This window comes from Lewinella sp. LCG006 (assembly GCF_040784935.1).
GTDB lineage: Bacteria > Bacteroidota > Bacteroidia > Chitinophagales > Saprospiraceae > Lewinella.
In genome coordinates, this window is the sequence record NZ_CP160680.1 from 6,798,954 (window position 1) to 6,824,820 (window position 25,867).

The 25,867-nt window shown below is 46.6% G+C and carries 22 protein-coding genes and 2 tRNA genes; 9 read left to right on the forward strand and 15 right to left on the reverse strand.

Annotated features, from left to right (window positions below):
- Positions 1-27: 27 nt before the first annotated feature.
- Both AB0L18_RS24865 and AB0L18_RS24870 read left to right on the forward strand, forming a co-directional pair.
- Positions 28-771, forward strand: coding sequence for an NUDIX domain-containing protein (locus AB0L18_RS24865; protein ID WP_367390027.1), 744 nt, complete (start codon positions 28-30; stop codon positions 769-771).
- A 9-nt stretch (positions 772-780) separates the two neighbouring features.
- Positions 781-1,137: a DoxX family protein gene (locus AB0L18_RS24870; RefSeq protein ID WP_367390028.1), complete on the forward strand. Its 357-nt coding sequence runs from the start codon at positions 781-783 to the stop codon at positions 1,135-1,137.
- A 445-nt stretch (positions 1,138-1,582) separates the two neighbouring features.
- Here the strand turns inward: AB0L18_RS24870 and AB0L18_RS24875 are convergent, their stop codons facing one another.
- From AB0L18_RS24875 to AB0L18_RS24900, 6 genes are all read right to left on the reverse strand, one after another.
- Complete coding sequence (locus AB0L18_RS24875; RefSeq protein ID WP_367390029.1) at positions 1,583-3,745, reverse strand: molybdopterin cofactor-binding domain-containing protein; 2,163 nt, start codon at positions 3,743-3,745, stop codon at positions 1,583-1,585.
- A 2-nt stretch (positions 3,746-3,747) separates the two neighbouring features.
- On the reverse strand, positions 3,748-4,224 hold the full coding sequence (locus AB0L18_RS24880; RefSeq protein WP_367390030.1) for a (2Fe-2S)-binding protein: 477 nt from the start codon (positions 4,222-4,224) through the stop codon (positions 3,748-3,750).
- 23 nt (positions 4,225-4,247) lie between these two features.
- Positions 4,248-4,874 (reverse strand): hypothetical protein, encoded by a 627-nt coding sequence (locus AB0L18_RS24885; RefSeq protein WP_367390031.1) that lies wholly within the window; start codon positions 4,872-4,874, stop codon positions 4,248-4,250.
- 56 nt (positions 4,875-4,930) lie between these two features.
- Positions 4,931-5,449, reverse strand: coding sequence for a TetR/AcrR family transcriptional regulator (locus AB0L18_RS24890; RefSeq protein ID WP_367390032.1), 519 nt, complete (start codon positions 5,447-5,449; stop codon positions 4,931-4,933).
- Between the two features lie 171 nt (positions 5,450-5,620).
- Positions 5,621-7,348 (reverse strand): hypothetical protein, encoded by a 1,728-nt coding sequence (locus AB0L18_RS24895; RefSeq protein WP_367390033.1) that lies wholly within the window; start codon positions 7,346-7,348, stop codon positions 5,621-5,623.
- Between the two features lie 282 nt (positions 7,349-7,630).
- The gene (locus AB0L18_RS24900; protein WP_367390034.1) at positions 7,631-8,281 is read right to left on the reverse strand and encodes an HAD family hydrolase; all 651 of its coding nucleotides are present in this window, start codon (positions 8,279-8,281) and stop codon (positions 7,631-7,633) included.
- A 115-nt stretch (positions 8,282-8,396) separates the two neighbouring features.
- Between AB0L18_RS24900 and AB0L18_RS24905 the strand changes: the two genes are divergently transcribed.
- On the forward strand, positions 8,397-8,864 hold the full coding sequence (locus AB0L18_RS24905) for a DUF4174 domain-containing protein (protein WP_367390035.1): 468 nt from the start codon (positions 8,397-8,399) through the stop codon (positions 8,862-8,864).
- A gap of 56 nt (positions 8,865-8,920) precedes the next feature.
- Entirely contained in the window at positions 8,921-11,860 is a 2,940-nt protein-coding gene (locus AB0L18_RS24910) for an FAD-binding and (Fe-S)-binding domain-containing protein (RefSeq protein WP_367390036.1), read from the forward strand.
- Between the two features lie 122 nt (positions 11,861-11,982).
- On the opposite strand, the gene AB0L18_RS24915 is transcribed toward AB0L18_RS24910, so the two are convergent.
- The gene (locus AB0L18_RS24915; protein ID WP_367390037.1) at positions 11,983-13,701 is read right to left on the reverse strand and encodes a T9SS type A sorting domain-containing protein; all 1,719 of its coding nucleotides are present in this window, start codon (positions 13,699-13,701) and stop codon (positions 11,983-11,985) included.
- Between the two features lie 213 nt (positions 13,702-13,914).
- On the opposite strand from AB0L18_RS24915, the gene AB0L18_RS24920 reads away from it, so the two are divergent.
- Together AB0L18_RS24920 and AB0L18_RS24925 are read left to right on the forward strand one after the other, a co-directional pair.
- Positions 13,915-14,745: a universal stress protein gene (locus AB0L18_RS24920; RefSeq protein WP_367390038.1), complete on the forward strand. Its 831-nt coding sequence runs from the start codon at positions 13,915-13,917 to the stop codon at positions 14,743-14,745.
- A 259-nt stretch (positions 14,746-15,004) separates the two neighbouring features.
- Positions 15,005-16,141: a transporter gene (locus AB0L18_RS24925; RefSeq protein WP_367390039.1), complete on the forward strand. Its 1,137-nt coding sequence runs from the start codon at positions 15,005-15,007 to the stop codon at positions 16,139-16,141.
- Between the two features lie 112 nt (positions 16,142-16,253).
- Here the strand turns inward: AB0L18_RS24925 and AB0L18_RS24930 are convergent, their stop codons facing one another.
- The 6 genes from AB0L18_RS24930 to AB0L18_RS24955 all read right to left on the reverse strand — a co-directional run bounded on the left by AB0L18_RS24930 (position 16,254) and on the right by AB0L18_RS24955 (position 20,155).
- Complete coding sequence (locus tag AB0L18_RS24930; protein ID WP_367390040.1) at positions 16,254-16,946, reverse strand: hypothetical protein; 693 nt, start codon at positions 16,944-16,946, stop codon at positions 16,254-16,256.
- Between the two features lie 26 nt (positions 16,947-16,972).
- On the reverse strand, positions 16,973-17,326 hold the full coding sequence (locus AB0L18_RS24935; RefSeq protein ID WP_367390041.1) for a hypothetical protein: 354 nt from the start codon (positions 17,324-17,326) through the stop codon (positions 16,973-16,975).
- A 367-nt stretch (positions 17,327-17,693) separates the two neighbouring features.
- The gene (locus AB0L18_RS24940) at positions 17,694-18,170 is read right to left on the reverse strand and encodes a hypothetical protein (RefSeq protein ID WP_367390042.1); all 477 of its coding nucleotides are present in this window, start codon (positions 18,168-18,170) and stop codon (positions 17,694-17,696) included.
- Positions 18,163-19,377: an RHS repeat-associated core domain-containing protein gene (locus AB0L18_RS24945; RefSeq protein ID WP_367390043.1), complete on the reverse strand. Its 1,215-nt coding sequence runs from the start codon at positions 19,375-19,377 to the stop codon at positions 18,163-18,165. The genes AB0L18_RS24940 and AB0L18_RS24945 overlap by 8 nt, the downstream gene beginning before the upstream one ends.
- Positions 19,378-19,756: 379 nt before the next feature.
- A tRNA-Glu gene (locus AB0L18_RS24950) sits at positions 19,757-19,828 on the reverse strand.
- A gap of 255 nt (positions 19,829-20,083) precedes the next feature.
- Positions 20,084-20,155 (reverse strand) — tRNA-Glu (locus tag AB0L18_RS24955).
- Between the two features lie 398 nt (positions 20,156-20,553).
- Here AB0L18_RS24955 and gap point away from each other — a divergent pair.
- The 3 genes from gap (at position 20,554) to AB0L18_RS24970 (ending at position 24,225) form a co-directional block, all read left to right on the forward strand.
- Positions 20,554-21,555, forward strand: a complete 1,002-nt coding sequence (gene gap / locus AB0L18_RS24960; RefSeq protein ID WP_367390044.1) for a type I glyceraldehyde-3-phosphate dehydrogenase — start codon at positions 20,554-20,556, stop codon at positions 21,553-21,555.
- Between the two features lie 275 nt (positions 21,556-21,830).
- Entirely contained in the window at positions 21,831-23,030 is a 1,200-nt protein-coding gene (pgk, locus tag AB0L18_RS24965) for a phosphoglycerate kinase (RefSeq protein ID WP_367390045.1), read from the forward strand.
- 253 nt (positions 23,031-23,283) lie between these two features.
- The gene (locus tag AB0L18_RS24970) at positions 23,284-24,225 is read left to right on the forward strand and encodes a TerC family protein (RefSeq protein WP_367390046.1); all 942 of its coding nucleotides are present in this window, start codon (positions 23,284-23,286) and stop codon (positions 24,223-24,225) included.
- A 185-nt stretch (positions 24,226-24,410) separates the two neighbouring features.
- Here the strand turns inward: AB0L18_RS24970 and AB0L18_RS24975 are convergent, their stop codons facing one another.
- Both AB0L18_RS24975 and AB0L18_RS24980 read right to left on the reverse strand, forming a co-directional pair.
- Positions 24,411-24,938 (reverse strand): hypothetical protein, encoded by a 528-nt coding sequence (locus tag AB0L18_RS24975; protein ID WP_367390047.1) that lies wholly within the window; start codon positions 24,936-24,938, stop codon positions 24,411-24,413.
- A gap of 347 nt (positions 24,939-25,285) precedes the next feature.
- On the reverse strand, positions 25,286-25,864 hold the full coding sequence (locus AB0L18_RS24980; RefSeq protein WP_367390048.1) for an SIS domain-containing protein: 579 nt from the start codon (positions 25,862-25,864) through the stop codon (positions 25,286-25,288).
- Positions 25,865-25,867 lie beyond the last annotated feature (3 nt).

The window sequence follows — 25,867 nt, forward strand, 5'->3', positions numbered from 1 at the left end:
TATATCGCCCACATCTCTTTACAAAAAATGAATCCGTCTAATTATCTCCCTTCCGTATCAATAGATTGCGTTATTCTCGGATTCCATGACAATGAGCTTAGAGTACTCCTGTTAAAGTTGAAAAACCAAGCTATCTGGGCTTTACCAGGAGGCTTTGTAGAGGTGGATCAAGACCTTGATTTAGCGGCTACTGCTATTTTGAAAAACAGAACGGGTTTACAAGATATTTTTTTAAAACAGTTCAAGGTTTTTGGCGCCGCCAACCGTACCCAGAGAGAAACCGTAGACAAGATGGTAAAGGATGGGCTACTTCCGGAGTCGTCACGAGCATGGTTTGCGCAACGCTTTATTTCTGTTGGTTACTATGCCTTGGTAGAGTATTCTAAAGTAGTAAAACCACAACCTGATTTCACCTCAGAAGTATGCGAATGGGTCCCCTTGAATCATCTTCCTCCGATGATTATTGACCATGCTGAGATAATTCAGCATGCACATGTGACCCTTAAAAAGGAATTGAACCATCAACCCATCGGCTTGAACCTGCTACCTGATGAATTCACGATTCCAGAGTTGCAAGCACTTTATGAAACCATTCTGATGCGTAAACTGGATCGTCGTAATTTTCGACGCAAAATTCTAACCTACGGCATTCTCGTAGATACTGGTCAGCGCCGCATGGGTGCACAAAATAGAGCCCCGATTATTTATAAATTTGATGAGAAAGCCTACCAAGAGGTCTTGACGCGTGAACTAGAAAACGGGGTGTTTTAAAAACTACTTATGACTATCACTTGCCTTTTTTCACTGATCTTGATGGCAACGGTATACATCGTTGCGGGTATTACTCATTTTCGAATTCCAAAATTCTTCCTGAGTATCACCCCAAAATGGGTGCCTGCCCCTGAGGTTGTCAACAAAATAGTGGGTGCTGGAGAGATTTTACTAGGCGTTTTTTTATTTTTCCCTGCTACGCGAACCTACGCAGCTATTGGTATCATTGTCTTGCTCATCGCGGTATTTCCAGCCAATGTCTACCATTTTCAAAAAGCACTAAAAAAGCAAAAAATGGTCTGGGTGACAGCGCTACGGCTTCCCGTGCAGCTGCTTTTGATTTACTGGGCTTATAGTTTTGTGTGAACGTTAACCAGAAGCAACTTACGGAACAGCTCACCGTTGGTGCCTTCGGCACTAGTAGATGTACATCCTTGAAGGTTTGGCCGTAGCTTGGGCTTCCAGCCCGAGCATAATCTTCACGCTCGGGCTGGAAGCCCAAGCTACAGTATCACCCAAACAGAAGGACGAAGCAGAAAGGCGAGCAGTTTACTGAAGAAATAGAACATTGGTTGTCAGTAAATGATATATGTTTTGGACAAAAGCCCACCCCGAAGCCCGCCTACTGTGCCAGCATGGCCAGACGGGAGCAGTGCAGCTCAACCACTTTAAGATCGGTATAGAAGGTAGAGGAAAAAGTAAGATCAGGAATGAATTCCCAACTTAAAGCCCCTCTACCATCTACCTTAGGGACGCGCAGCGGACCGCATCCCTTTTCGGTTTTCGCTGAAGGTCCAGCTTATACCAATGATCAAGCCAACTGCAAAGGCATCTCCCGCAGGCGCTGCCCCGTCAGTCTAAACACTGCATTGGCTACGGCTGCGCCGATGGGGCCCATCGGTGGTTCACCCACTGCACCGGGTTTATCATCATTTTGTAGCAGCACCACTTCTATCTCTTTGGGGGCATCTCTCATCAGCGCCATCTGGTAGGGGCCGTAGATGGTAGGTGTCAGAGCGCCATCTTTCACTTTCATTTGCTCGTACATGGCGGCGCTCATGCCCATGATGATGGAACCTTCACACTGCGCGCGCACCTGATCGGGGTTGACGGCAATACCGGGGTCCATGGCACAGGTTACTTTATGAACTTTGATCTCTCCATCTTCGATAGACACTTCTACTACGTGTGCACAAGGCGTATTGGCATCCGTAGAAGCGGCAAAGCCCATGGCTCTACCGTTTACCACCTCATCTTTCCAGCCTGCTTTGTCGGCAGCAGCATTGATGACGGCTTTGAGGCGTTGGCCCGCCTTGTCGTCCTGAATTTGCGCCAAGCGAAACTGCACCGGATCTTTCCCTGCTTTGATGGCCAATTCATCCATAAAACTTTCGATGGCAAAGGTATTGGCTAGCAGGCCAAGGCTACGCCACCAGCTGGTGGAAAAAGGTAATTTCACCCGCCAGGACACTGCCCGAAAATTCGGGATAGCTCGGTACTGAATCATCCCTCCGCGCCAGGCTCCAATATCTGCTCCTACGATAGGACCAAGCAAATCGGGTAGCAATGCCGAGCCAAACATCACATCACCACTGGAGATATTGTGCTCAATGGCTTCAATAAGGCCATCCTCTGTAAGCTTTGCTTTTAAAACGTGGTGAGTAGGTGGCCGGAAAGTATCATTTTGGAACTCTTCCTTGCGATTGAAGAAACACTTTACGGGCTTTCCTACCGCTTTTGAGAGTACGGCCACCTGGATCGCATTCGGCGTATGCAGACGACGACCAAAGCCACCACCCAAAAAAGTAGGGATAATATTCACCTGTTCTTTGTCCAGGCCCAGTCGATCGGCCACTTCCTTACGGGTGATGTCTACGACCTGGGTAGAGATCATTACCGTTGCTTTATCTGCTTCTACAAAAGCGACGGCACCATTAGGTTCCATTTGAGCATGCGCGCCGATGGGACTCTTAAACTCCGAGACGATCAGCCCTTCCTCGTCGGAGAGGATGTCCTCTGCCTGGCCGGTTTTCTGAATTTCCACGGGGTCGCCCTGCCCTACCTGGATCATTGCTTCGATATCCGCCGACTGCCAGGTGCGGCTAACGTCCCAATCTACGACAATAGCATTTTTGGCGTTTTCGGCTTCCATGCGCGAAGTGGCTACTACGCCTACGAAATCGGGTTCTTTGACAATCTTCACGACGCCGGGCATACCCTCAGCTTTGCTGGTATCAGCCCCTTTGTACGTAGCTCCAATTAAGGAAGACCGCACGACGGCCCCGTAAAGCATATCCGGCATGATGGCATCCATACCAAAGATAGGTGCACCAAATACCTTATCCGCCAAATCTACCCGAGGAATGGGCTGGCCCACGTATTTATAGTCCTTAATATCTTTAAGAGGAGGCACATCAGGGATTTCCCACTCCTGTACGCCGGCTGCAACCTCGCCGTAGGTCATCTCTTTACCACCGCCTGAAATAACACCATTGTTCAGTTGCAAAGTAGCGACATTGGTATTCAGTGCTTTGGCCGCTTCGTTTTTAAGCATTTCACGCATTGTCGCGGCCAATTCGCGCAAGGGCATCCACAAACTGGAAACGGAGGTACTACCACCGGTGGATAAGCCATCAATATTACCGGTATCGCTAGCGGCATGCACCACCTTGATACGGTCGATAGCTACTTCCAGCTCATCAGCAGCTATTTGCGCCAAGCTCGTAAAGGTCCCCTGGCCCATCTCTACCTTAGGTGAATACAGAATGATCTGGTTTTCAGCCGTCACCTCAAACCAAAGCGGGGGCGTTTTGGTATCCCCTAAATAGGAGGCATCCAATGTATTGGCCATATCGGCAATGCTGCGCCGCCAGATGGAACGTGTCAGATAACCCGTGCCTAAAATCACGCCAACGCCCACAGCACCACGTACCAGGAACTTGCGTCGCGAAAAACCTTTTTTCTCTTTGCTCATGGTTACGAATTTTGGGTATTAACATGATGCAGTTCTGCGGCCCGGTGGATGGCTTTGCGCATGCGATAGTAGGTCCCACAGCGACAAATATTAACGATGTTGGCGTCAATGTCCTCATCGGTAGGATTGGGGATTTTCTCCAACATAGCGGCGGTAGCCATCATGAATCCTGGCTGACAATAACCACACTGTGGAACCACTTCTTCCATCCATGCCTGCTGCACAGGATGTGGATGGTCGGCGTTGCCCAAACCTTCGATGGTGGTAATGTCTTTGCCTTCCGCATATTTCACTGCGTAGGAACAAGAGCGAATGGCTTCCCCATCAACGTGGAGCGTACAAGCGCCACATGCGGCTTTCCCACAACCAAACTTGGTCCCCTTGAGGTCGAGTACATCGCGGACCACCCACAACAAAGGCGTATTTTCATCAACATCTACCGATTGGGGTACTCCGTTGATTTGAAAGGATATCTTCATGATTATTTGTTTTTAGCAATAACTTATTCAGCGGGGATATAGGCACCGGTGGCAGCCCATTTCTTAACCGCGGCGATGTATTCCTCTTTGGGCACCGGTGGTTTTTCCCGGGGTGTTCCATTGGCATCTACACCAGGTTCCCATGCCCAGAGTACGAGTTCGTGCTCAGTGAGGTGTTTTACTGTTTCCTCCAGGTTACGTCCACCATTGATGGCAGGATTTAAAATTGATTTAGCGATTTCTACCCGATTTAGACCTTCCCAAGCCATGCTGAGAGGAGCCAGACTCCATTCCGGCGCACCGGGAACACCAGAATATGGATTGTTCTCGTGCTGGTGGCAAGTTTCACATTGAAGTGCGGCTACACCATGATTGTCGGGTCCTCGGCGCACCCCGAAATTATGAACGTGGCTATCTTCCCCTTGATGGGGCCGATCACCGGCTGGATGGCAATTGACACACCGCTTGTGGGTGAGCACCTTCATCATGGTATTAAATGCCGCTAAGGAGGTGTCTTGATCTCCTGGGGTCAAGGTTACTGCAAGTGTTTCAGATAGCTCTTCCTCTCCTTTTTCGCTGTAGCCGAAGCCTATACTTACGCTACCAATCAAGACCATAATTAAAAGAATAGGTAACAAGGTCTTTTTCATAAATAGGATTTAGTCATTTAATAATTTAGTGAAGCGGCTGCCGGCCAAAAGCACTACTAGATGTATTTTTTTAATAAAAAGTCTCGAAACAACAAGGGGTCGTTTAGACTGCCTTGCAATAAGCCAATCGAAACGCTGTCAATGAGTTGCATCAGAAGCTCCGTCTCCTGTTCGGGGTCTTCTTTCCCTAATTCCGTAAATACGGCCAATAATTTGTCGCGCAGTAGTTGCTCCTTTTTTTTAGGATCGTAATCAATGCTCCATTTCATCTGAAAAATTAAACGCCAGAAATTGTATGCCTCCTGCGGCACCTCAAAAGGCATCTCAATACACTTACGGATTACTTCCTGGGGATTTTTTTCAGTGACAATTGGTGCGACAAGCAAAGCAACTTGATCCTCTGCTTCTTTGAGTAAGGCATCCAACAAGCCCTGCTTGTTTCCAAAGTGCTTAAACAATAGCCCTTCCGAAACCGCTGCTTTTTTGGCAATGGCATTGGTAGAAGTAGCCGCGTATCCTTGCTTGGCAAACAAGGCTAAAGCGGCTTCCAGAATACGTTCTTTTTTTGAAACCAAGAAAAAAGTGATTAATTACTCACTAAAGTAAGCGATGTTAATTAGAATAGCAATTTTTTGGACAAAAAACAGGTAAAAGGAAGGTCTCCTGCATAAACTATAGCACTTCAAGGCAGGATTGGTAAATTCTGCCTTGAAGTACTACAAAGACCTTCCTTTTATAATCGTTGCTCAATTCCCTTTTATAAAATCAAAGGCATCCGCATTAGAATGCACATTGTAATACTGCAACTCATAAAGCAGCTTGGCCATCGCCGGAGAAAGCTCAACAATGAAAGGTAGTTTTTCGGGGAATTCGGTTTTGTATTGAGGAAAATCGGGGAATTCTCCTCTGCTACATTCGTCAATCTCTCGCTGGATTTCTTCATTGAGCTTTTCTTTCCATTCGGGAACAAGTTCGTTATAAAACCAAAGAATTTCCACCTCTTTTGCCTTAATGCCCCACCATTTGTTGGGAATAGTTGTCGTTTTGGTATATGCCTTCACTGTTTTTCCATCCTGGATACAGCGCTTAAATTGGTCAAAAACATCATAAAAATCTTCCTTTGAAAAAACATGATTTCTGGTGTGATTGCCAAAAGTAAAATCCCCGAAAAGGGAATAAAAATCGTAATCTATCACTTGCGTATTGGATACAGGCTCTCCTTCTTTATGCGTTATATCGATAGGCGTATCGGTATTCACAAATACGACGAGCCTGTCAACATCTCGCTGGAGTAAACTCAGCACTCCGAAATTTTCCAAACTTCCCCCATCGCCAAAACCGTACTCCCGGGCTAGTGTGTTCGTTTTTCCTGGAGCCCAATATTCTTCACGAGGGATGATAGAACCCAAGGCCAATAGGTCTGTAATGATTTCATCTCTTTCACTTTGGGCAATTGTAACAGCGTAAGCAGCACTGCTCGTACCCACCGCGTCCGCAAGTCGGAAACGATGACGCTCTGACAATCTAACTTCCGCTAAGGAAAAGCCCTTGTCCGTCACCGTTGGCGTTCGAATAGGGGCCGATCCACCCATGGCGAAAGGCTCAATGAATCCGCCGCCAACAGGGAACTTGTCTGTCAAGTTTCCCGTAAAACCTTCTGCTTCATTGAACTTGGCGGAACCAACGCCCAAAGGAGAATAGTTCATGACACTCAGTGGTGCTGGTACTTTAATTGGAAAATCAATCGGAGGGCTGATGATACACGAATTCATTACCAAATAAGGGCGATGAGCATCTTCCTTTTGGTTGTGCACCAAGTGGAAATCATTTTCTGACAATTTCAAGCGGGGCGCCCGGTTTAAGATGCTCCTCACAGAATTTTCATCATAAGAAAAGTACCGCCTGGCCCGGTCGCCATACAATCCAAAAGGTTGTAGATAAACCGCACCGATGGCATCAATCCAGATATCATGGGGTGATTCCTCAAAGCCCAATGTCTCATCATCTGTCCTTAAATTATGTAATAACCTTTTAGTGAGATCAATCGTAACCGGGTGAAAGAGCCATTCTTTAGGTACTGGCTTTCGTAAGTACTCCATGGTAAGGTTCTCTGCTCCCAGAGGTCTACCCAGCAGCTCTTCGTCATTCTGAGGACCTCCTTCAACAGCTTCATAATAAGTAAAAATAGAAGAAGCCCAGGAGCCTCCCGACACCGAAGAAATGTAGCCAAAATGTTGCCACAGATCAAGATCATGGAGTGCCTTCATCTGGCCAGCAGCACAGGTCATGGCCCGGGTGCCACCACCAGAAAAGCAGACACCCGTCTTTTTCAAATCAAGGGAAGCTTCGGGAAAAGCCAATTGATCGCCCTTACTTAAATAGAGATAAGTCTCCGCTTTGCGGGTACAAGAGCACACGAGCGTTGCCACAAACAGGCAAGCAAAGAGCACCCTGAACAAGGTTTGCTTGTACATAAGTATATGGGTTTGGTGTACCAAACGACCGGCCAACCTTGGGGTAAGCCAGGTTTGGTAATAGTGAAAAATAAATTAGCTAAGGGAGATAATTTGAAAGATACAAAAAGGGAGCGAGATTTAGCAACTCAAGCATTCAGTGGTCCTCATTTCTTTGACTATAGGCCCAAATTTGTGTAAATGCATAAATGTATTTATACGAATAGCCCCGTTGGCTAAACACCACACTTGCTACAGCCGGATTTGTGTAAATGCATAAATGTATTTATACGAACAGCAGCCTTAAATCGCCAGCAACTCCCCAGGTATCATCCCATGATAATTATCCACAAATTTCAAGATATGCGGAAAGTGGGCAAATTCTTCTTCGGCATGGGTGGTGGTAATGATGATAGCTTGAGCCCCCGCCCGGTAAGCCGCTTCGGCTCCAGTGACGCTGTCTTCAAACACCAGACAATCTTCGGCTGCCAAGCCAATGGACGCTGCTGCTTTGTGAAAAATCTCGGGATCAGGTTTTCCTTTACTGACGCTACCTGCATGGAAAACGCCCTCGAAATAAGGTGCCAAAGCTAAATTATCAATCAGAAACTGGGCGTTCTCCGCTGGCGCAGCCGTGCCGATGGCCATGGGAATATTTGCCGCTTTTGCCTGATCTAGAAAAGCCTGCAAACCATCAATCAATTTCAACTGAGGCAAGAAAATCTCGCGGTAAGCGGCCTCTTTTTCTCCCGAAATACGCTCACGATCCGCCGGCGTGAAACGATCCCCAAAAAGACGTTCCAGGATTTCATTATTGACGCCGTGGATTTTTTCCTTGACTTCCTCAATGGTCATATCCAGCCCTAATTCCGACAACTTGCGTTGCCAGGCTCGGTGGTGAATCATCATGTTGTCGACCATTGTGCCGTCCATATCGAAGAGGAAACCTTTCATTGGTGGATTGTTGATTGTTGATTGTTGATGGTTGTTGGTTGATTGTTGTTGGTTGATCGTTGACCTTTGACCTTCCCTAAATAACGTTGACGACAAATTAACAGAAAAAACAATCATGAACCTATCTTGTTGGTTAAATATGCGTTACCAATACTCTATACTTCTCTTTTTTACCCTCTTCCTGATGACGGAATTCCAACTTAATGCCCAGTATTTCGCCCAACACCAATGGCAAGATCGGGTGATCCTGATCTACACACCTGACGCTGACGAAGACCGCTGGAAAAGCCAATTGGCCATCCTCGCCGCAGACCCCGCTGGATTGGCAGAACGAAAACTCGTGGTTTATCAAATCCGAGAAGGCTATTATCGAAAAGGCCTGAAACCTAAGGGAGATTGGATAAAAATGGAAAGCAGTGCTTCCTCACCAAGCATCACTATCCAAGGTTTTGAAATTATACTCATTGGCCTCGATGGCGGCATAAAATTGCGCCAAAACGAATACCTTTCCTTAGCGGAATTATACGCCTTGATTGATGGCATGCCCATGCGACGAGCGGAATTAAGACGCCAGGGAGGTTAAAGTACTACCCTACTATCGTCACTTTGCGTACCTTTTGGCTTTCAAATATAGCAATTATGGACGCCCTGGAAATACCAACTACCGCACTCGCCAAACTTTCTGAGCAACTTACTGGCCAGCTGCATTTTGATTCCCTCCAAAGGGTGCTTTACGCAACGGATGCCTCGGTCTACCGAGCGTTGCCCCAGGCAATAGCGCTACCCGCTACGATAGAGGATTTAAAGCTTTTGGTCCAATTTGCTCAAACCCACGGTACCTCTTTGATTCCTCGCGCAGCAGGCACTTCCCTGGCTGGGCAGTGTGTTGGCGAAGGGATTGTAGTCGACGTCTCCAAACATTTCACCAGGATACTGGAAGTCAACGCCGAAGAACGTTGGGTACGCGTACAACCGGGAGTGATCCGCGATGAACTCAATGCCTTTTTGCAAGCTCACGGCTTGTTTTTTTCTCCCATCACTTCGACGGCCAACCGCGCCATGATTGGGGGGATGGTGGGCAACAACTCCTCCGGCACCACCTCTATCGAATACGGCGTCACCAGAGATAAAGTGATAGCCATGGAGGTACTCCTCGCGGATGGGTCAAAGACTACTTTCGAGGCACTTACTCCCGCAGCATTGGCCCAAAAATGTACGCTCCCCGGCCTGGAAGGCGACCTTTATCGCCAAATGACCAAAGCATTGCGTGACCCCGAACAACAAGCCGAAATCAGGCAGCAATTCCCCAAACCAAGTATCCACCGTAGGAATACGGGCTATGCGGTTGATGCCTTATTGGAGACCTCTGCTTTTACGGACAGTGACACTTCTTTCAATTTCTGTAAACTCCTCTGCGGATCGGAAGGAACGCTCGCCTTTACCACCGAAATAAAACTTCAGCTCGACCCCTTACCGCTACCCGATCATGTGGTGGTTGCGGCACACTTTGCGGATCTAGACCAAAGTATGCGCGCTACCCAAATCGCAATGCGCCACCACCCAAGTGCCTGCGAGTTGATGGACAAAATTATCCTTGACTGTACCAAGGAAAACATCGAATACAACAAACACCGTTTCTTCATTGAAGGCGACCCCGCTACGGTGCTCATGGTGGAGTTACGTGCCACCAGCTTGGCTGCGGCTCAGGCCGAAGCAGAACTGCTCATCCATGAGTTGAAAGAACAAGGTTTGGGCTACGCCTACCCTATCATTCCTGCGTCCCAAACCAAAGCAGTATGGTCATTGCGCAGTGCCGGACTAGGCTTACTTTCCAATATCCCCGGCGATGCCAAAACGGTAGCTTGTATTGAGGATACTGCTGTAGATTTGGATGACCTGCCCCAGTATATCCATGAGTTTTCGGAGCTCATGAAAGGTTTTGGGCAACAACCCGTGTATTATGCCCACGCCGGAGCGGGTGAGTTGCACCTGCGCCCCATTCTGGATTTAAAGAAAGCCGTGGATGTACAAAAGTTTTATGACATCAGTCTGGCGACTGCGCAGCTGGTCAAGAAATTTGGTGGCTCCCTGAGCGGGGAGCATGGCGACGGTCGTGTACGGGCTGCCTTCATTCCACTGATGGTAGGGGAAAAGAACTACGCCCTCTTTCGGGAAATAAAGCAGACCTGGGACCCCATCGGCATCTTCAACCCCGGTAAGATTGTGGATGCTCCGCCGATGAACAGCTCCCTGCGTTATTCCCCAGAGCAGAAGGATCGCTCCTACCCTACTGTCCTGGATTTCTCCGGGGCTGGTGGCATTCTCCGGGCGGCAGAAAAATGCAATGGATCTGGGGATTGCCGCAAGCTGCCGCTCTCGGGAGGAACCATGTGCCCCAGCTACCAGGCTACCCGCAACGAAAAAGACACCACCAGAGCCAGGGCCAATACCCTGCGAGAATTCCTTACCCAGAGCGAACAAAAAAACGCCTTCAATCATCAGGAAATCAAGGAAGTGATGGACCTCTGTCTTTCCTGTAAAGGCTGCACTTCCGAATGCCCCTCTAATGTAGACATGGCGGGGTTGAAGGCGGAATTTTTGCACCAATACTACCAGAGCAATGGTATTCCCCTACGCGCGCGCGCTTTTGCCTACATCAATACCTTCAACCGATTGGGAAGTTTGTGGCCAGCGTTGTACAATTTATTGCTCAATAATCCGGTCACCTCAGGGTGGAGTAAAAAATTGTTGCAAGTGGCCCCACAACGCTCCTTACCAGGAATACATCAGCAAAGTTTGCGCGCCTGGTTAAAAAAAGAGTTCCGACCCAAAGCTCAGCAATATCGCCAGAAGGTCTACTTTTTTTGTGATGAATTCACCAATTACAATGATACCCCTATTGGCCAAAAGGCTATTCTCTTACTTGATCGGCTGGGATACCAGGTATTGATGATTGATCATCCTGAGAGCGGGCGGGCAGCGATTTCCAAGGGACTGCTACCCCGCGCGAAGGGGCTGGCCGAGGCGAATGTGCGCTTATTTGCCCCGCTCGTTAAAGAAGAGACACCACTTTTGGGGCTGGAACCTTCCGCTATCCTCAGCTTTCGGGATGAATATCCACGATTGGTAGGAGAAAATCTTCGCCAAAATGCCAGAGCACTTGCGCCTCACTGCTTGTTGATCGACGAGTTTCTGGCCGGTGAAATCCGAGCCGGACGCATCACCGCTGAGGCGTTCAACCGCGAGGAGAAACACATTATGCTGCATGGTCACTGTCACCAAAAATCACTGAGTAAGGTGGAAGATTCCGTTTGGCTACTTTCCTTACCGGAAAACTACAATGTGGAGCTTATTCCTTCCGGCTGCTGCGGTATGGCGGGCAGCTTTGGTTACGAGGCCGAGCATTATGAGGTGAGCCAGCAGGTAGGTGAATTGGTGTTGTTTCCAGCTGTGCGAAAAGCCAATACCAGCACCATCATCGCTGCTACGGGCACTAGCTGTCGCCATCAAATTGCGGATGGTACGCAGCGGCAGGCAAAGCATCCGGTAGAAGTGTTGTACGAGGGCTTGGTGATTTAGTGAAACAGTGCTCCTTAGGGCATGGTTTCATACCCTGCATGAAGGAGTGGCGGATAGCTGATGCAATCGGCAGAAGGTAAGGCCCCAAAACAAGATTGAAAATTATCCTCTTGCTACAAAGGCTACCCCTTCACCACGCGCAATCGTTGCAGCTGGTTTTCCCAACGAATCTCCACCACATAGCAACCCGTAGGTAGAAAGGTTGTATTGATCAAGTTAGCGGAAGTGGGCAGGCTGTTCCAGCGCAACACTTCTTGTCCTGCCAGGTTGAGTAATCGGTAGCTAGCATTGGTAATTCCCTCAGGAAGTTGAATAGTGAATTGGTCACCGTGGGGGTTGGGAAAAACTACAACATCGTCTTGAACAGCATCGTAGGTACCTGTGATCGCAGGTTGTACGTCCCAAGTTTGGGAGCAGCCGGTGGCATCAGTGATGGTGAGTGTATAACTACTTGCCGGGTTCAAGTTGAGGGCTTCGGGGCCACTTTGTCCATTGCTCCACGAATACTGGTAAGGCGGCACTCCCCCTTGCACGAGCGCAAAAGCAGTGATCAAATTATTCGCTTGCAGGTCAAAGTAAAATTGGACACCGATCGGTGAAGGTTCACGGATGATTACGGAACGGGCTTGCCCACAGCCCGCAGCCGAAAGAACATAGGTGTACTCGCCACCCGCTAGATTGTTGACGGCCATCCCATTAGCACCATTATTCCACGACAACGCAAAGGGAGGCTGGCCGCCATTGATCTGCAAGTTGACGGCTCCGTCCTGTGCACCGAAGCAACTTACATCCGTCACCGCAGCCGAAATGCTTAGAGGAGGCACATAGGCAATGTTGAAATCCCTGATTCCCTCACAACCATTGCTGTCGGTGACGGTAAGCGCATACATACCCGCTGACATACCCAATAAATAGGAACTGCTCCCTCCGGTAGACCATTGATAGGTATAAGGTGGCGTACCGTTGATGGGTTGGGTAGTCACCAGGATCTGACCATCGCCACATCCGTATCCGATTTGAGGATTTGCTAAAAAGGTAGGGCCATCAGCTAAAACCAGTACGGTATCCAAGAGGCAGTTATTGGCATCGGATATTGTTAGCGGATAGCTCCCCCCGGCAATTGCGGTCAAGCTCGCTCCGCTAGCACCACCAGCCCATACATAATCGTACTCACCTACGCCACCTGTTACCTGAACCTGTAAACTACCATTTGAAACACCAGCACAAGTAGGAATGGTAGGATTGGAGACCAACTCCAACGGCGGTGGGCCTTCTATTTCCACAATACCTTTTTGGCTACAGCCTTGCTCATCGGTTAAATAAAACAGGTATTCTCCGGTGCAAAGCCCCTCACGAATTGGGCTGGTAATCGGGCTATCCGACCAGGAGATCGTTAAATCACCGGTGCCGCCACCAAGTTCCATGATGATCTGCCCATCACAAACGGTTGCGCAGGTGAGGTTTTGAACGGAAATATCGGTGACTTGTATGGGGGGAGGGTTGACAATATCCACCAAGGTGGTCACCATTTGGCCAGTGGCATCCGTTATTTTCAAGCGGTAAGTATTGGCCTCTAATCCTGTCAAAGGACCAAAAGTACCAGCCATTGCTTGTGAGCCTGCCGCAAAAACAAAAGGATTTGAAAGCCGCGACCACTCGTAAGTATAGGGAGCTACCCCTCCGCTTATTGTCCAGATCAACTCCCCATCAGCATCACCATAACAATTGAGGAAAAAATCATCAGCCGCTACTTCAAGAGGAGCTTCCTGAGCGTAGGTGCCTCTCCCCCACAGCATGGCCAAAAACAAGATGCTGGTAGCGTAAAATGATAGCGTGTTCATGGTCGTGTTTCATTCGTGGTAACGGAATCCCAAATTGCGTCCCATCTGCAACCAGATCCGTCATATACTTAAGACAAAAATAAGGCTTCGTCTCTATTTACACATCGCACAAACATAATTTGTACCTTTTTCTCCGTTATTAGATGACAAAAATCACCTTTCTTAGTCCATTACCAACCTATTTTTGGGGTATACTCAATCCTTATCTACTTTATGAAAATCTTGTGCCCTACCGATTTTTCTGCTGTTGCCAACTATGCCTTTGATGCTGCTTGCCTCTTAGCAAAAAAGCTAAAAGCCGAGTTGCATTTGTTTCACAACATCAGTGGTTCCGCTGCATTCACCAGCGCCTTTGATGACGAAACGTATGCGCCTTACCAACACGCCGTTGTGGCAGCTGCCGAGGAGCAATTGGCCCTCTTAAAAAAAGAGGGGAATGCCCGTAAAGTAGCTATCGACATCCATCTTAGCAGTGGTGATTTCCTAACAAATATTCAGGAATTGATCGCACAAACACCCTTTGACTTTGTGGTGATGGGATCACACGGTGCTTCAGGGAAACGCGAATGGCTCATCGGCTCCAATGCCCAGAAAGTGGTTCGGAGAATTCATACCAACATTCTCATTATCAAAGAGCCTTTAACCGAACTGCGCCTGGAAAAAGCAGTTTTCGCTACGGGCTTGCTGCCGGATGACCAGAAAGCCTTTCGCAATTTTTTAGACCTCACCGCTATCCTCCAAATCAAAGAAGTGCATTTACTGAGTATCCATACTTCGGGTATTTTCAATCCGCCACAAATCGTTATGCAGGAGGCACTTAAAGACTTTGCCGCCATTGCCGAAGGTTACACCTGTAAGACCCACTACTACGAGGACATTTCGGTAGAAGCAGGTATCCGCCATTTCACCCAAGAGCAACGCATGGATCTGATCGCCATCGCCAATCATCCTCGCCACCCACTCCGTCGAATATTTAGTGGCAATACCGTAGAAATGGTAGTGAATCACGCAGAAGTACCCGTATGGAGTGTGGATTATGCTTAAAACAAGTGATTTTAGGATATTTCAGCTATAATTTCGCAAAACCGATTTTTGCTGGCGTCACAGCATGGGCAAAGTCGAAAGATAAGACTAGTTAACCTATAGGAATTAATTAGTTAAAAAAATAATTTTCCCTGTTTTTGGTCATATATTCACAGTAGCTTAGCTTTTGGTTTTGGCAGGATGGGTCGTTTTGTTGTATCCTAGCTCCCATAATATCATCTAGTTTTGCTGACTAACAAACCTATCAAAAATTTTGAAAATGAAAAAAAATCTACTACTTACTATCGTAAGTTTTGCACTTGCCTATTGTACGACCATGAATGCCCAAGGCTGTGTAGCAATAAGGGGAAACGCTTCTTGTGGGGGTAGTTTTGGCAATACCCTTAATCTCACTAAAGGAGAATTTAATGCCCAATCCGGATACCGGCACTTTAAATCATTTCGCCATTTCAGAGGTGATATTGAAGAAGTCAACAGACTAGAGGAACATACCGAAGTCATTAACAAATCTACTTTTTTAGATTTTTCGTTGAGTTATGGAATCACCAATAGGCTTTTCGCAAATATTAATTTACCCGTTGTCTTTCATAATCGCTCGTCGATGTATGAACACGGAGGTAACCCACCAAATGGCCTGGGCGACCGCCACGAAACTTCTTCCAGAGGACTTTCAGACATGAGACTAGGCGTTGGCTACTGGCTATTTGATCCTAACAAACATGATTTCAACTATTCGGTGGGTATTGGCGTCAAATTACCCACTGGAAAATATGATTACACGGATACATTTTATAACCAAGGTGAAAACCGGGACGAAAATATAGAAGCGGTCGTTGATCAATCTATCCAGCCTGGTGATGGTGGATTAGGGATCACCTTGGATATTCAAGGATATCACCCTTTGTCCAGTCATTTCGGAATTGGTACCAACCTATATTATTTATTCAATCCACAGGAGACGAACGGTGTACTTACGAGAAACGGTAACAGTGAATTCTCCTGTCCCGACCAATTTGCGATGAGGCTTGGAGCCTTTTACAATACTTTAGATGGCGTAAATTTATATCTAGGAGGCAGAATAGAGGGCGTTCCTTCAACTGATATTTTTGGCGGTAGTGGTGGTTACCGCAGACCAGGCTATGCCATTTCTGCTGAACCTGGCATAGGTTATTCCAAGCAGAATTATTCTGTATTTGCAAGTTTCCCGTTAGCCCTTTACCGCAACAGGATCCAAAGCTTTGAAGACAAAGAAAGAACCCAGCAGACAGGTGTATACCGCCACGGAGATGCCGCATTTGCGGATTACTTAATCAACATTGGTTTTTCTTACCGTTTTGGAGGCCATGCCCATATGGACATGAATATTCCTGCTTTTGAGGATGTCAAGACAAGGTAGCTTAGTTTATATGCTGTATTTCTGGAGGCAAATGGTCTCCAGGAATATAGCCATGAGCACTATTAGCAGAACAAGTCTAACGTATTTTATTGATCTATAAATTCTTCCCCATTTATTCCGCCAGCTCTTTCTCTACATGGGCTCTCAGTGTGTTTACTTTCTGCGTGGTTTGGGTGTAGAAATACAATATGAAACGGCGATTGGCCTGAATTTTCCATAAATAGGATAAGACTATCTTTCGCTCACTTTCAGATAGCTCGAAGGGGGTACGCATTCCAATAATGTTCCCCGTTTCGTCAAAAGTAAAATTGGGAGCCAGTACATTGTTGATGGCCATGAAATAATTATCCTGGTATTGCATTTCCCGGTATTCCTCCTCAAACTTTTTCAAGGTCTGATAATCATATTCGTACAAAGAAATGATTTCAAAACGCAAGGCATCATTCTTCAGCAACTCCAGCCCTTTCGATTTTAAAGCTTCGTACCCCGACACATTTTGGATAGAGATAAAATCCCGGGTCAGGCCCAAATAATGGATCATTACCGAGTCGGCATTAACCTCCTGGCCTGAAATTGCTCGTCGCCAATATCTACAAGCCTCAATACCAGCTTCGTGCCCCTGCACATTGACGTTTATATCCTCAATATCCTTTTCTAAGCCATTGGCTATTTCCACTAAAATTTTATTCTCAATGGTAGCATTGCGCTGATTATCGTTCCAGTTGTTCAATGCAAAGGCAGCAATGACGGCAACAAAGATGGATAAAAACTCAAAGCCATATTTTTTCCAGTTGGCTCGTTTCATGGTGGGTGGGTTGTGATTAGAGAGTGTTAAAAGTTGTAGTACATACCATCAGCATCCTCAAAGTACATCTGGAAGCTCAGCTCGTAGCGCCCGCTCGTAAGATCCCCGAGTTTCAGAATGCAATCTACTGGCCCGCCATTGGGATAGAACATATTCCCCTTTATTTCCAGGCAGTGGGTGCCAGAAAACGCAGGATCTTCCGTTACGAAGGGATCTTCCTGTCCTCCCTCATTACCGCTCCAAGTCGTCCAACGTGCTGATTGAGGACCGATGCGATTGTAAGCGTAGGATTCAAAGTCATCAAAAAATAATGCTTGAGCATTGGCTTCCAGGAAACAAAACCCAAGTAAGGTAAAGCATAAGCGCGCGATGTTTTTCATGCTAAATAGTTGGTTTGTTAAAGGTTAAGTAAGATCGTTTTTAGGGTTGACAAATTAATTAGTTCAAGTCAGATACGCAAGTGCTGTTGCTACTGCACTCCACCTGCTCCATTCGTCCGTCTCGGCTGATCCGAGAGGGCATATTGCTAATAAGGGACTATATTATCTGCTGCACGCAAAACAAAATTTGGCTAACGCTCCGACGTGGGCTACAGCCTATGTCGGACAGGAGGTTTTATTGCAAAAAAAGATCAACCTCCGATCACGCAATACCGGCAGAGCCGCCACTGCGCCCACTCAGCGCTATTCGTCCATCCGCCTAAGGCGCACGGCGCATAGCTAATGAGTGGGGGCACTAATAATAAGATCATAAGCAATTGCTATTTCTACTTCCAATCGGAAAGGTCGCTTTTGGTACATATTGTTCAATCCATTGAGACAGGCTAGCATTGAAGAAATACGATTTACCTCTAAACTTACCTAGTTGCCTGCGATTAAGAGTAATTGTTTCCTTCTCTTTAGATTCGTATATTATGTCAATTATCATGTAAGGCTCTACATAGTCAAGTTCTTCAAATTCTCTAAAATTTGATTCGTTTAAAGCCATCTTCAAAGAAGATAGTAAAGTCTCTTGCTTTGAACAAAAAAATGAAATCGACACATCTACTGTATCTCTTACTTCTTTCTCAGATAGCCTTCCTTCTGTTCTGTAATCCCATGGCAAGTAGTATATTTCAACTAAATCTAAGTCATTTTTTTCCACCTGTTGACCAATACTATTAGTTAAGCAGCTCACCCCTACAACCATCAGAATCAATAATATGCAGAAATATGTTTTACTCATCGTTTTTAGTTGGTCCAATAGTTGAGAAAGGATTAATCGCCTTATATTTTGTCTTATGGGTATGGCTATTTCGTTTAGAAAAACCTAGAATATCCGCAGCAGGATTTTCCACATTATCAATGATCCATTTATCCTCATAATTATCAAAAATCCCCGTCTCTTCTTTTTGTTTCTGTTCGTATCTATCTAAATCCTCTAAGTAGGTTAAGCTTGTAGGGTCAGGTTCGTCTTTAGCTCTACCTTCCGGGTCGTATTGCTGATAATAAGCGTGACCTAACTCGTGAAGTAAGCTTAACGCCGGCCCATGCCTCCCAATACCATCACTATGAACTAAACCTCCTTCTGAACTCCAAGATACGCTTCCACCTGCTGACCCATTTCGCTCTGTCCACCTTATTTCTCTTACATATATAGTAACATTTGGATCATTTGATAGTCTTGAGATAATTCCGATATTATCAGCACCAGCATTAAGAATACCGTTTAAAGAGATAATAGCAGCATTCACAAAAGAGTTATCAGTTAAATCCATTCCTGCCGAATATACTACATAGCCTGTAGCGGCTATCTTCTCTCCGTTTTCATCGAGTATGTGATTCCCATTTTCATCTGTACGATAACCACTAACCACGATTCGAATTTCTTTTCCAGTTGGATCAACAAACAAAAGCGGATTATCCTTAACATAATGGTAAGGTGACCACACTGGATAAATACGTGCCAACGGATCCACACTCAAAAACCTCCCCAAATCACTATCATAAAACCTGGCTCCTCGATAATCGTAGCCTGATTCTATGTCACGCTCGTGGTAAGTTGTCAAATAACGTTCCTGGTCACAAGCAACCCACTCCCGAAGTATTTTACCAAACGGATAATAATCCGCCACATATTCCGCCACGTATTCGACCTCTCCCTTACAATCCAGCACCGTATGAAAAACGATGCGGGTGTTGCCGAGGTGATAATAAAGATAGTAACTTATTTGCAAATCCTGTTCTCCGCCGGTGGTGAACAATTCCGTTTCATTGCCGGGGTTTGTTGGGGTGTCGTCTCCTGGTGGTGGCCCCAAATCGGGGAGAGGGTCTACCCTCGCAAGACGTTGTTCTTTGCGGTATGCCAGTATTTGATTGATACTGCTGATCGCCGCACTACCGTCCGTAAAGGTCACACGGAATTCATCGAGTGGGGTTGCTATACCCGGCACTAAGTGGTTTGGGAATATTATCGCAAAGTCATTTTCTGCTCTGAGAAGGCGAAAAACGTAGGCGAAGCCTAAGCTTCGGCGAGGCTTTTTAACGCAGTCAGAGTAGGAAAGGACAAGTGAGAATGTCCCAGACCACTTAGTAACGGGTATACCACAATCCTTTGCCGTAATCGACACAAGAAACAGTTCCTACCAGCAAGGGGCCATTTGTACAGCACCAAGAGCCGCTGCCGCTTTGGCTAAGGCCACTGCCTCCACATATATCGCGTAAAACAAGGTTCCGTGTTTTCGTCTAGAGAGAGGAAGAAGTCATTAGCATCAGGTTCATCTCCCAAAAGCAAAAAGAGCCCACCTCCAACCGGAAGTGAGCTCTTTTAAGTGACCCGTACGGGATTTGAACCCGTGTTACAAGGATGAAAACCTTGCGTCCTAACCCCTAGACGAACGGGCCTTGACGTGCTTTCACAAAAGTGAAAATTGTCAATATCTTTTGCGCGTTTAACCTTGCGCTTGGTAGTAGTCTTTACGGGACTTAAACCCGTGTTACAAGGATGAGAATTTAGCGTCCTGAGCCCTGTAAGATCGGATCGCTTTCGATCCTGGCTGCAATGATACTACAATATTTTGATTCTCCAATATTTTTTGTGTTCAAAGTATATCGAAAACAAAAATCGTAAAAAAATCAGGCGTATCAATCGCAATTTAGCAGCCCGTACGGGACTCGAACCCATGTTTCAGGAATGAAATTCCTGCGTCCTTACCACTAGACGAACGGGCTGATCTCGATGGTAGTTCAAGGTACTTTTACCTTAGCACGTGGCTGCTTTTTCCTAAAGCGATGCAAATATAAAACGTTTATTTTTTTCTACCAAGCCCTACCAGTAATTTTTCTTCAAAAAAAATCGAGCTCCCTGATTACCAGCCTTATCAATGCTATTTTTTTGTAAATAATTCCCTCCCACCCTGCCTTTTTTCTTCCTGACACCATCAAAAACCTGAACGTAGCAAGGAAAAACAGCCTCAAGCGACAAATATTATTGTATTTTTTACACTAAGTGATTTGATTATTGGCCTTTAAGGTGTTATTTTTGCTCCGCTTTAAAGAAAGATTAGCAACTGGAGCATTCCACTGCCGATCAACACCTTTACATTTTATCCATCAAACTCCGCACAAACATGGCAAAGAGAATTGCTATCAACGGTTTCGGACGCATTGGTCGCCTGACCTTCCGTAACCTCCTTAAGAAAGACGGTATTGAAGTTGTTGCTATCAACGACCTGACTGATAACGCCACACTTGCTCATCTCTTGAAGTATGACTCTGCTCAAGGCCCATTCGAGGGTACCGTAGAAGCTACCGATGATGCGCTCATCGTAAACGGCAAAAAAATCATTTGCCTTTCTGAGCGTGATCCTGCAGCGCTTCCCTGGGTAGCACACAATATTGATCTTGTACTCGAGTGTACAGGTCGTTTTGTGACCAAAGACAAAGCCGGCATGCACCTTAGTGCTGGTGCAAAAGACGTATTGCTTTCAGCTCCTGGAAAAGGTGACGGTATCCAGACCATCGTTTTGGGTGTCAACCACGAAGACCTCGACCGTCGTGCCAATGTATTTTCCAATGCATCTTGTACCACCAACTGTTTGGCTCCTGTCGTAAAGATCGTAAACGACAACTGGGGAATCCAGCTGGGGTCTATGACCACGGTTCACGCTTACACTGCTGACCAGAATATCCAGGATGGCCCTCACAGCGACCTTCGTCGTGCACGTGCAGCTGCCTACAACATTGTACCTACCAGCACCGGAGCTGCTTCTGCAGTAAAGTTGGTATACCCTGCTATTGGTAGCAAATTGTCTGCTATTGCCGTACGTGTGCCCGTCGTTACTGGTTCTATGATCGAACTCAACGTAGTTCTGGACAAAACGCCTGGTAGCGAAGAAGAAGTTAACGCTAAGTTCAAGGAAGCAGCAGAAGGCCCCATGAAAGGCTACTTGGAGTATACCGAAGATCCCATCGTTTCTGGTGATATCATCCGTAATCCTCACTCTTCTGTTTTTGATTCCTTGATGACCAACATCAATGGCAATATGCTCAAAGTTGTTAGCTGGTACGATAATGAAGCAGGTTACTCTGCTCGTTTGGCCGACTTGGCGCACTTGATTTGTACTAAGTAAATTGCTGGTATTAGGTACTTAGTACTAGGTATTGGGTATAGGGTTTACTTATGGCAATGATCGTTGTTTATTCCTATGCTTCTCTACCTATCAAGGATGCTTTACCGAGTGCTATTTGCCTTTTTACTTAAATGCTCACTTTAACCATTATCAGCCCAAGTTCAGACAACGGCAATATAGTGGCTACGTTTTGGTTAAAGTGAGCCATTCTGTCTTTCTTGTACCAAGTACCTCGTACCCTGTACAAAGTACCCCACACACAAACTTCCCACTCTATGTTGAATGCTGCAGGTAAAAGAGCACTGATTCGCGTTGATTTTAATGTCCCTCTGGATAGCGAGTACAACATTACCGATGACACCCGTATCCTTGCGGCGGTACCTACCATCAAGAAGGTACTGGCTGATGGAGGTTCGGCCATCCTGATGTCTCATCTTGGTCGCCCATTGAAGGAGAAACTACCCGATGGTAGCCTTGATGTACAGAAATTCACCCTGCGCCACATCGTCCCCCATCTTTCTGAAGTATTGGGTGTTGATGTTCGCTTTTGTCCTGAGACGGTAGGTCCCAAAGCCCGTGCCCTGGCAGAGAGCTTGCAGCCCGGCGATGTGATCCTTCTGGAAAATACGCGCTTCGCCGCTGGAGAAGAAAAAGGTGACGAAACTTTTGCCAAGCAATTGGCCGAATTAGGTGATGTATATATCAATGATGCTTTTGGTACTGCCCACCGTGCTCACGCTTCTACAGCAGTAATGGCGCAATACTTTGCCCCAGCAGAAAAGTCATTCGGCTTTTTGATGGACAAAGAAGTGGTGAGTGCCAACAAGGTCCTCCACAACCCGGAGCGCCCCCTGACGGCCATCGTTGGTGGTGCTAAAGTTTCTGATAAAATCTTATTGCTTGACCGTTTGCTCGACAGTGTTGACAATCTCATCATTGGCGGTGGTATGGCTTATACTTTCGCCAAAGCACAAGGAGGAAATATCGGCAATTCTATCTGTGAAGTAGATAAAACAGACCTGGCGCTGGAACTCCTTCAAAAAGGTCGCGACAAAGGCGTCAACATCTACCTACCTACTGATAACAAAATTGCCGACGGCTTCTCCAATGACGCAGCAACCCGTTTTGCGGCGACAGGTTCCATTCCCGATGGCTGGGAAGGACTAGATATCGGCCCCGAGAGTATCGAAGCTTTCGGAAAAGTAGTACTTGCTTCAAAAACCATCTTGTGGAATGGTCCAATGGGTGTTTTCGAGTTCGAAAACTTCGCCCACGGTACCAAGGCTATGGCGGAATACGTAGCACAAGCTACCAAAAACGGTGCCTACTCTCTCATCGGTGGCGGTGACTCCGTAGCGGCTGTGAACCAAATGGGTCTGGCTGATGATGTGAGCCACGCTTCAACGGGTGGTGGTGCTATGCTGGAATACCTCGAAGGTAAAATACTACCGGGGATTGCTGCTATCCAGGAGTAAGTTCAACGAAAGATTAATGTCTTTATAAGGCAAGACCAAGACACACTCTTGCAGTGTAGTCACAGTAGGCAAGTCATCAGGCTTGCCTACTCCATTTTAGGGAGTCACATTTTTACACCTTCAACCCTTTGTTTTCTACTTTCGTTGGCCTAAAACGTTCTTTCGTCGAAATCCACCTTCATTTCGAACATAAAAGGCTGGGGATTGTGTTACTTTTACAGTTATCACAAGGTCAAAAGGCTAAACTTATCTTATGCTGCTCTGGAGCATCTTTATCGTATTCATTCTTTTTCTATTAGGATTAGACCTTGGTGTCTTTAACCGAGACAACCATGTCCCCAGTACACGGGAAGCACTGCGCTGGACGAGCCTTTGGGCAGCCTTAGGCGTAAGTTTTGCGGTTGTCGTCTACTACCTATACCAAAATCATTTGGGCACTAGGGAGTTAACGGGTGGTGATGCGGTACTTAAGTACCTAAGCGGTTATCTGGTAGAGCTTTCTTTGAGTATGGATAATGTCTTTGTGATGGCACTCATATTCAAGTATTTTAAAATCCCACAACAATTTCAACACCGGGTGCTATTCTGGGGTATTCTTGGTGCTTTGGTTTTCAGAGGTATCATGATTGGGGCTGGCGTCTGGTTACTAGAGCATTTTCAGTGGATGATGTATATTTTTGGAGCCATTCTGATTTATAGTGCCTACAAGATGCTCACCAGCGATGAAGAAGTCGATCCCAATCGAAATCCAATTATCAAATACGCTAAGAAATTATTTCCTGTCAGTAAACAAATAAATGATGAGTCGTTTTTTGTACGCCGCAAGCATATTCTTGCTGCTACCCCACTCTTCATTGCTTTACTGATGGTAGAAACGACTGATATCCTCTTTGCCTTTGATTCTATTCCTGCTATTCTGGCGATCACTACCGATCCGTTTCTGGTCTTCTCCTCCAACGTTTTTGCCATCTTGGGCCTTCGTTCACTGTATTTCGTGTTGGCTTCCATGATGGATCGCTTCGAATACATGAAGTACAGTCTGGCGATTATCTTGTTTTTTGTCGCTGCTAAAATGATGCTCCACGAAATTTGGCACCCCGCCGAATGGTTAAGCTTGGTCGTCATTTTTGTACTCCTGGCAGGTGGCGTTTTCGTCTCTCTTTACCAAACGAGAAAGGAGGAGAAGGTGGGTTAGATGGTTGGTTGGTTGGCTATGCCAAAATTGGGTGCAACAAATACTTCCGACTTTCATTCTCGCACTCCACCGCACCCCAATCGTACCAACACGATCATACGATCAGACTGCATTCAAAGTCGGAAGTGAGAAGAGGGAAGTAACAAACCAACCACCTAACCATCAACCAACAACCATCAACTTGATTACGTCACCCAAAAGAATACCGCAACAGCGATAGCAATCACCAACAGTTCCAGCAAATTTCCGTTGTTTTCGCCTTCTACCCTCAGGTGAATCATAGAAATGGTAGAAGCCACCAAGCCACCCGCCGCATAGAACCCGATAATATTGTATCCAGGCAGGGTGGCGCCATGGTGCCCCAACTCATTCCAGACCCGCAGTGCCAGCAAAAAGAGCAAAATCCCCAGGGCCGCACTGGCAACGCCTATGATCAAATGCCAGAAGAATGCTACTCCTTCACGCACCTTGTCGAACGTACGGATCGTAGAAGTAATCACCAACCAAAAAGCTAGCAAACTCACCCCCGTACGAGTAGCATTAAGCCAGTTGAGATTATTGGGAAATAGTTTACCCACCAAGATATAAATCACCGTCAGTATAGCTCCCAAGACAATACTTGAGATCATGACCGTGCGCCAAAGTGCTCTTTTGTCTTCATGATCAAGCCCCACTTCCATGGAGCGATCTGGATTTTTTTTACGTTTTGCCATTTTTTTTGTTTTTTATGCTCGTTCCTCGCGGTATATGCTCGTTCCTCGCGGTATATGCTCGTTCCTCGCGGTATATGCTCGTTCCTCGCGGTATATGCTCGTTCCTCGCGGTATATGCTCGTTCCTCGCGGTATATGCTCGTTCCTCGCGGTATATGCTCGTTCCTCGCGGTATATGCTCGTTCCTCGCGGTATATGCTCGTTCCTCGCGGTATATGCTCGTTCCTCGCGGTATATGCTCGTTCCTCGCGGTATATGCTCGTTCCTCGCGAGCGTAAGCGAGCACCCCCGCGAGTTCCGACACTTCGGAACGAACACCCTCGCGAACGCAGTGAGCACCAACAAACACTACTCCCCAAACATTTCCCCCTCCACCAGCTCACAAATCAAATGCCCCACTAGCATATGGCATTCCTGAATGCGAGGAGTATCTTGAGAAGGAACAGCAAGTAAATGCTCACAGTATGCTGACAGTTGGCCACCCGTTTGACCGGTAAAGCCAACAACCGTCATTTCTTGTTCACGGGCAACTGCTGCTGCTCGCAAGATATTTTGTGAATTACCAGAGGTGGATAAGGCAAACAACACATCGCCCTTTCTTCCCATTGCCTTTACCATCCGAGCGTAGGTTTCGTCATAACCATAATCATTGCCCACTGCCGTCAGATAGCTCGTATTTACATGAAGAGCTTCCGCGTAGAGTGGTGGGCGATCAAAATAGAACCGACCAGAAAATTCCGCCGCTAAATGTTGTGCATCAGCGGCACTTCCTCCGTTTCCACAAAAAAGGAGTTTGCCATCTTGTTTAAAGCAGTTTACACACAGTGCCGTCAGTTGTTCAATCAGAGCGATTACTCCTTCGTCAGCCAACATCGCTTGCTTAAGTTCAATACTTTTTTGGAAGACTTTTCTGATGTGTTCTTGCATCTG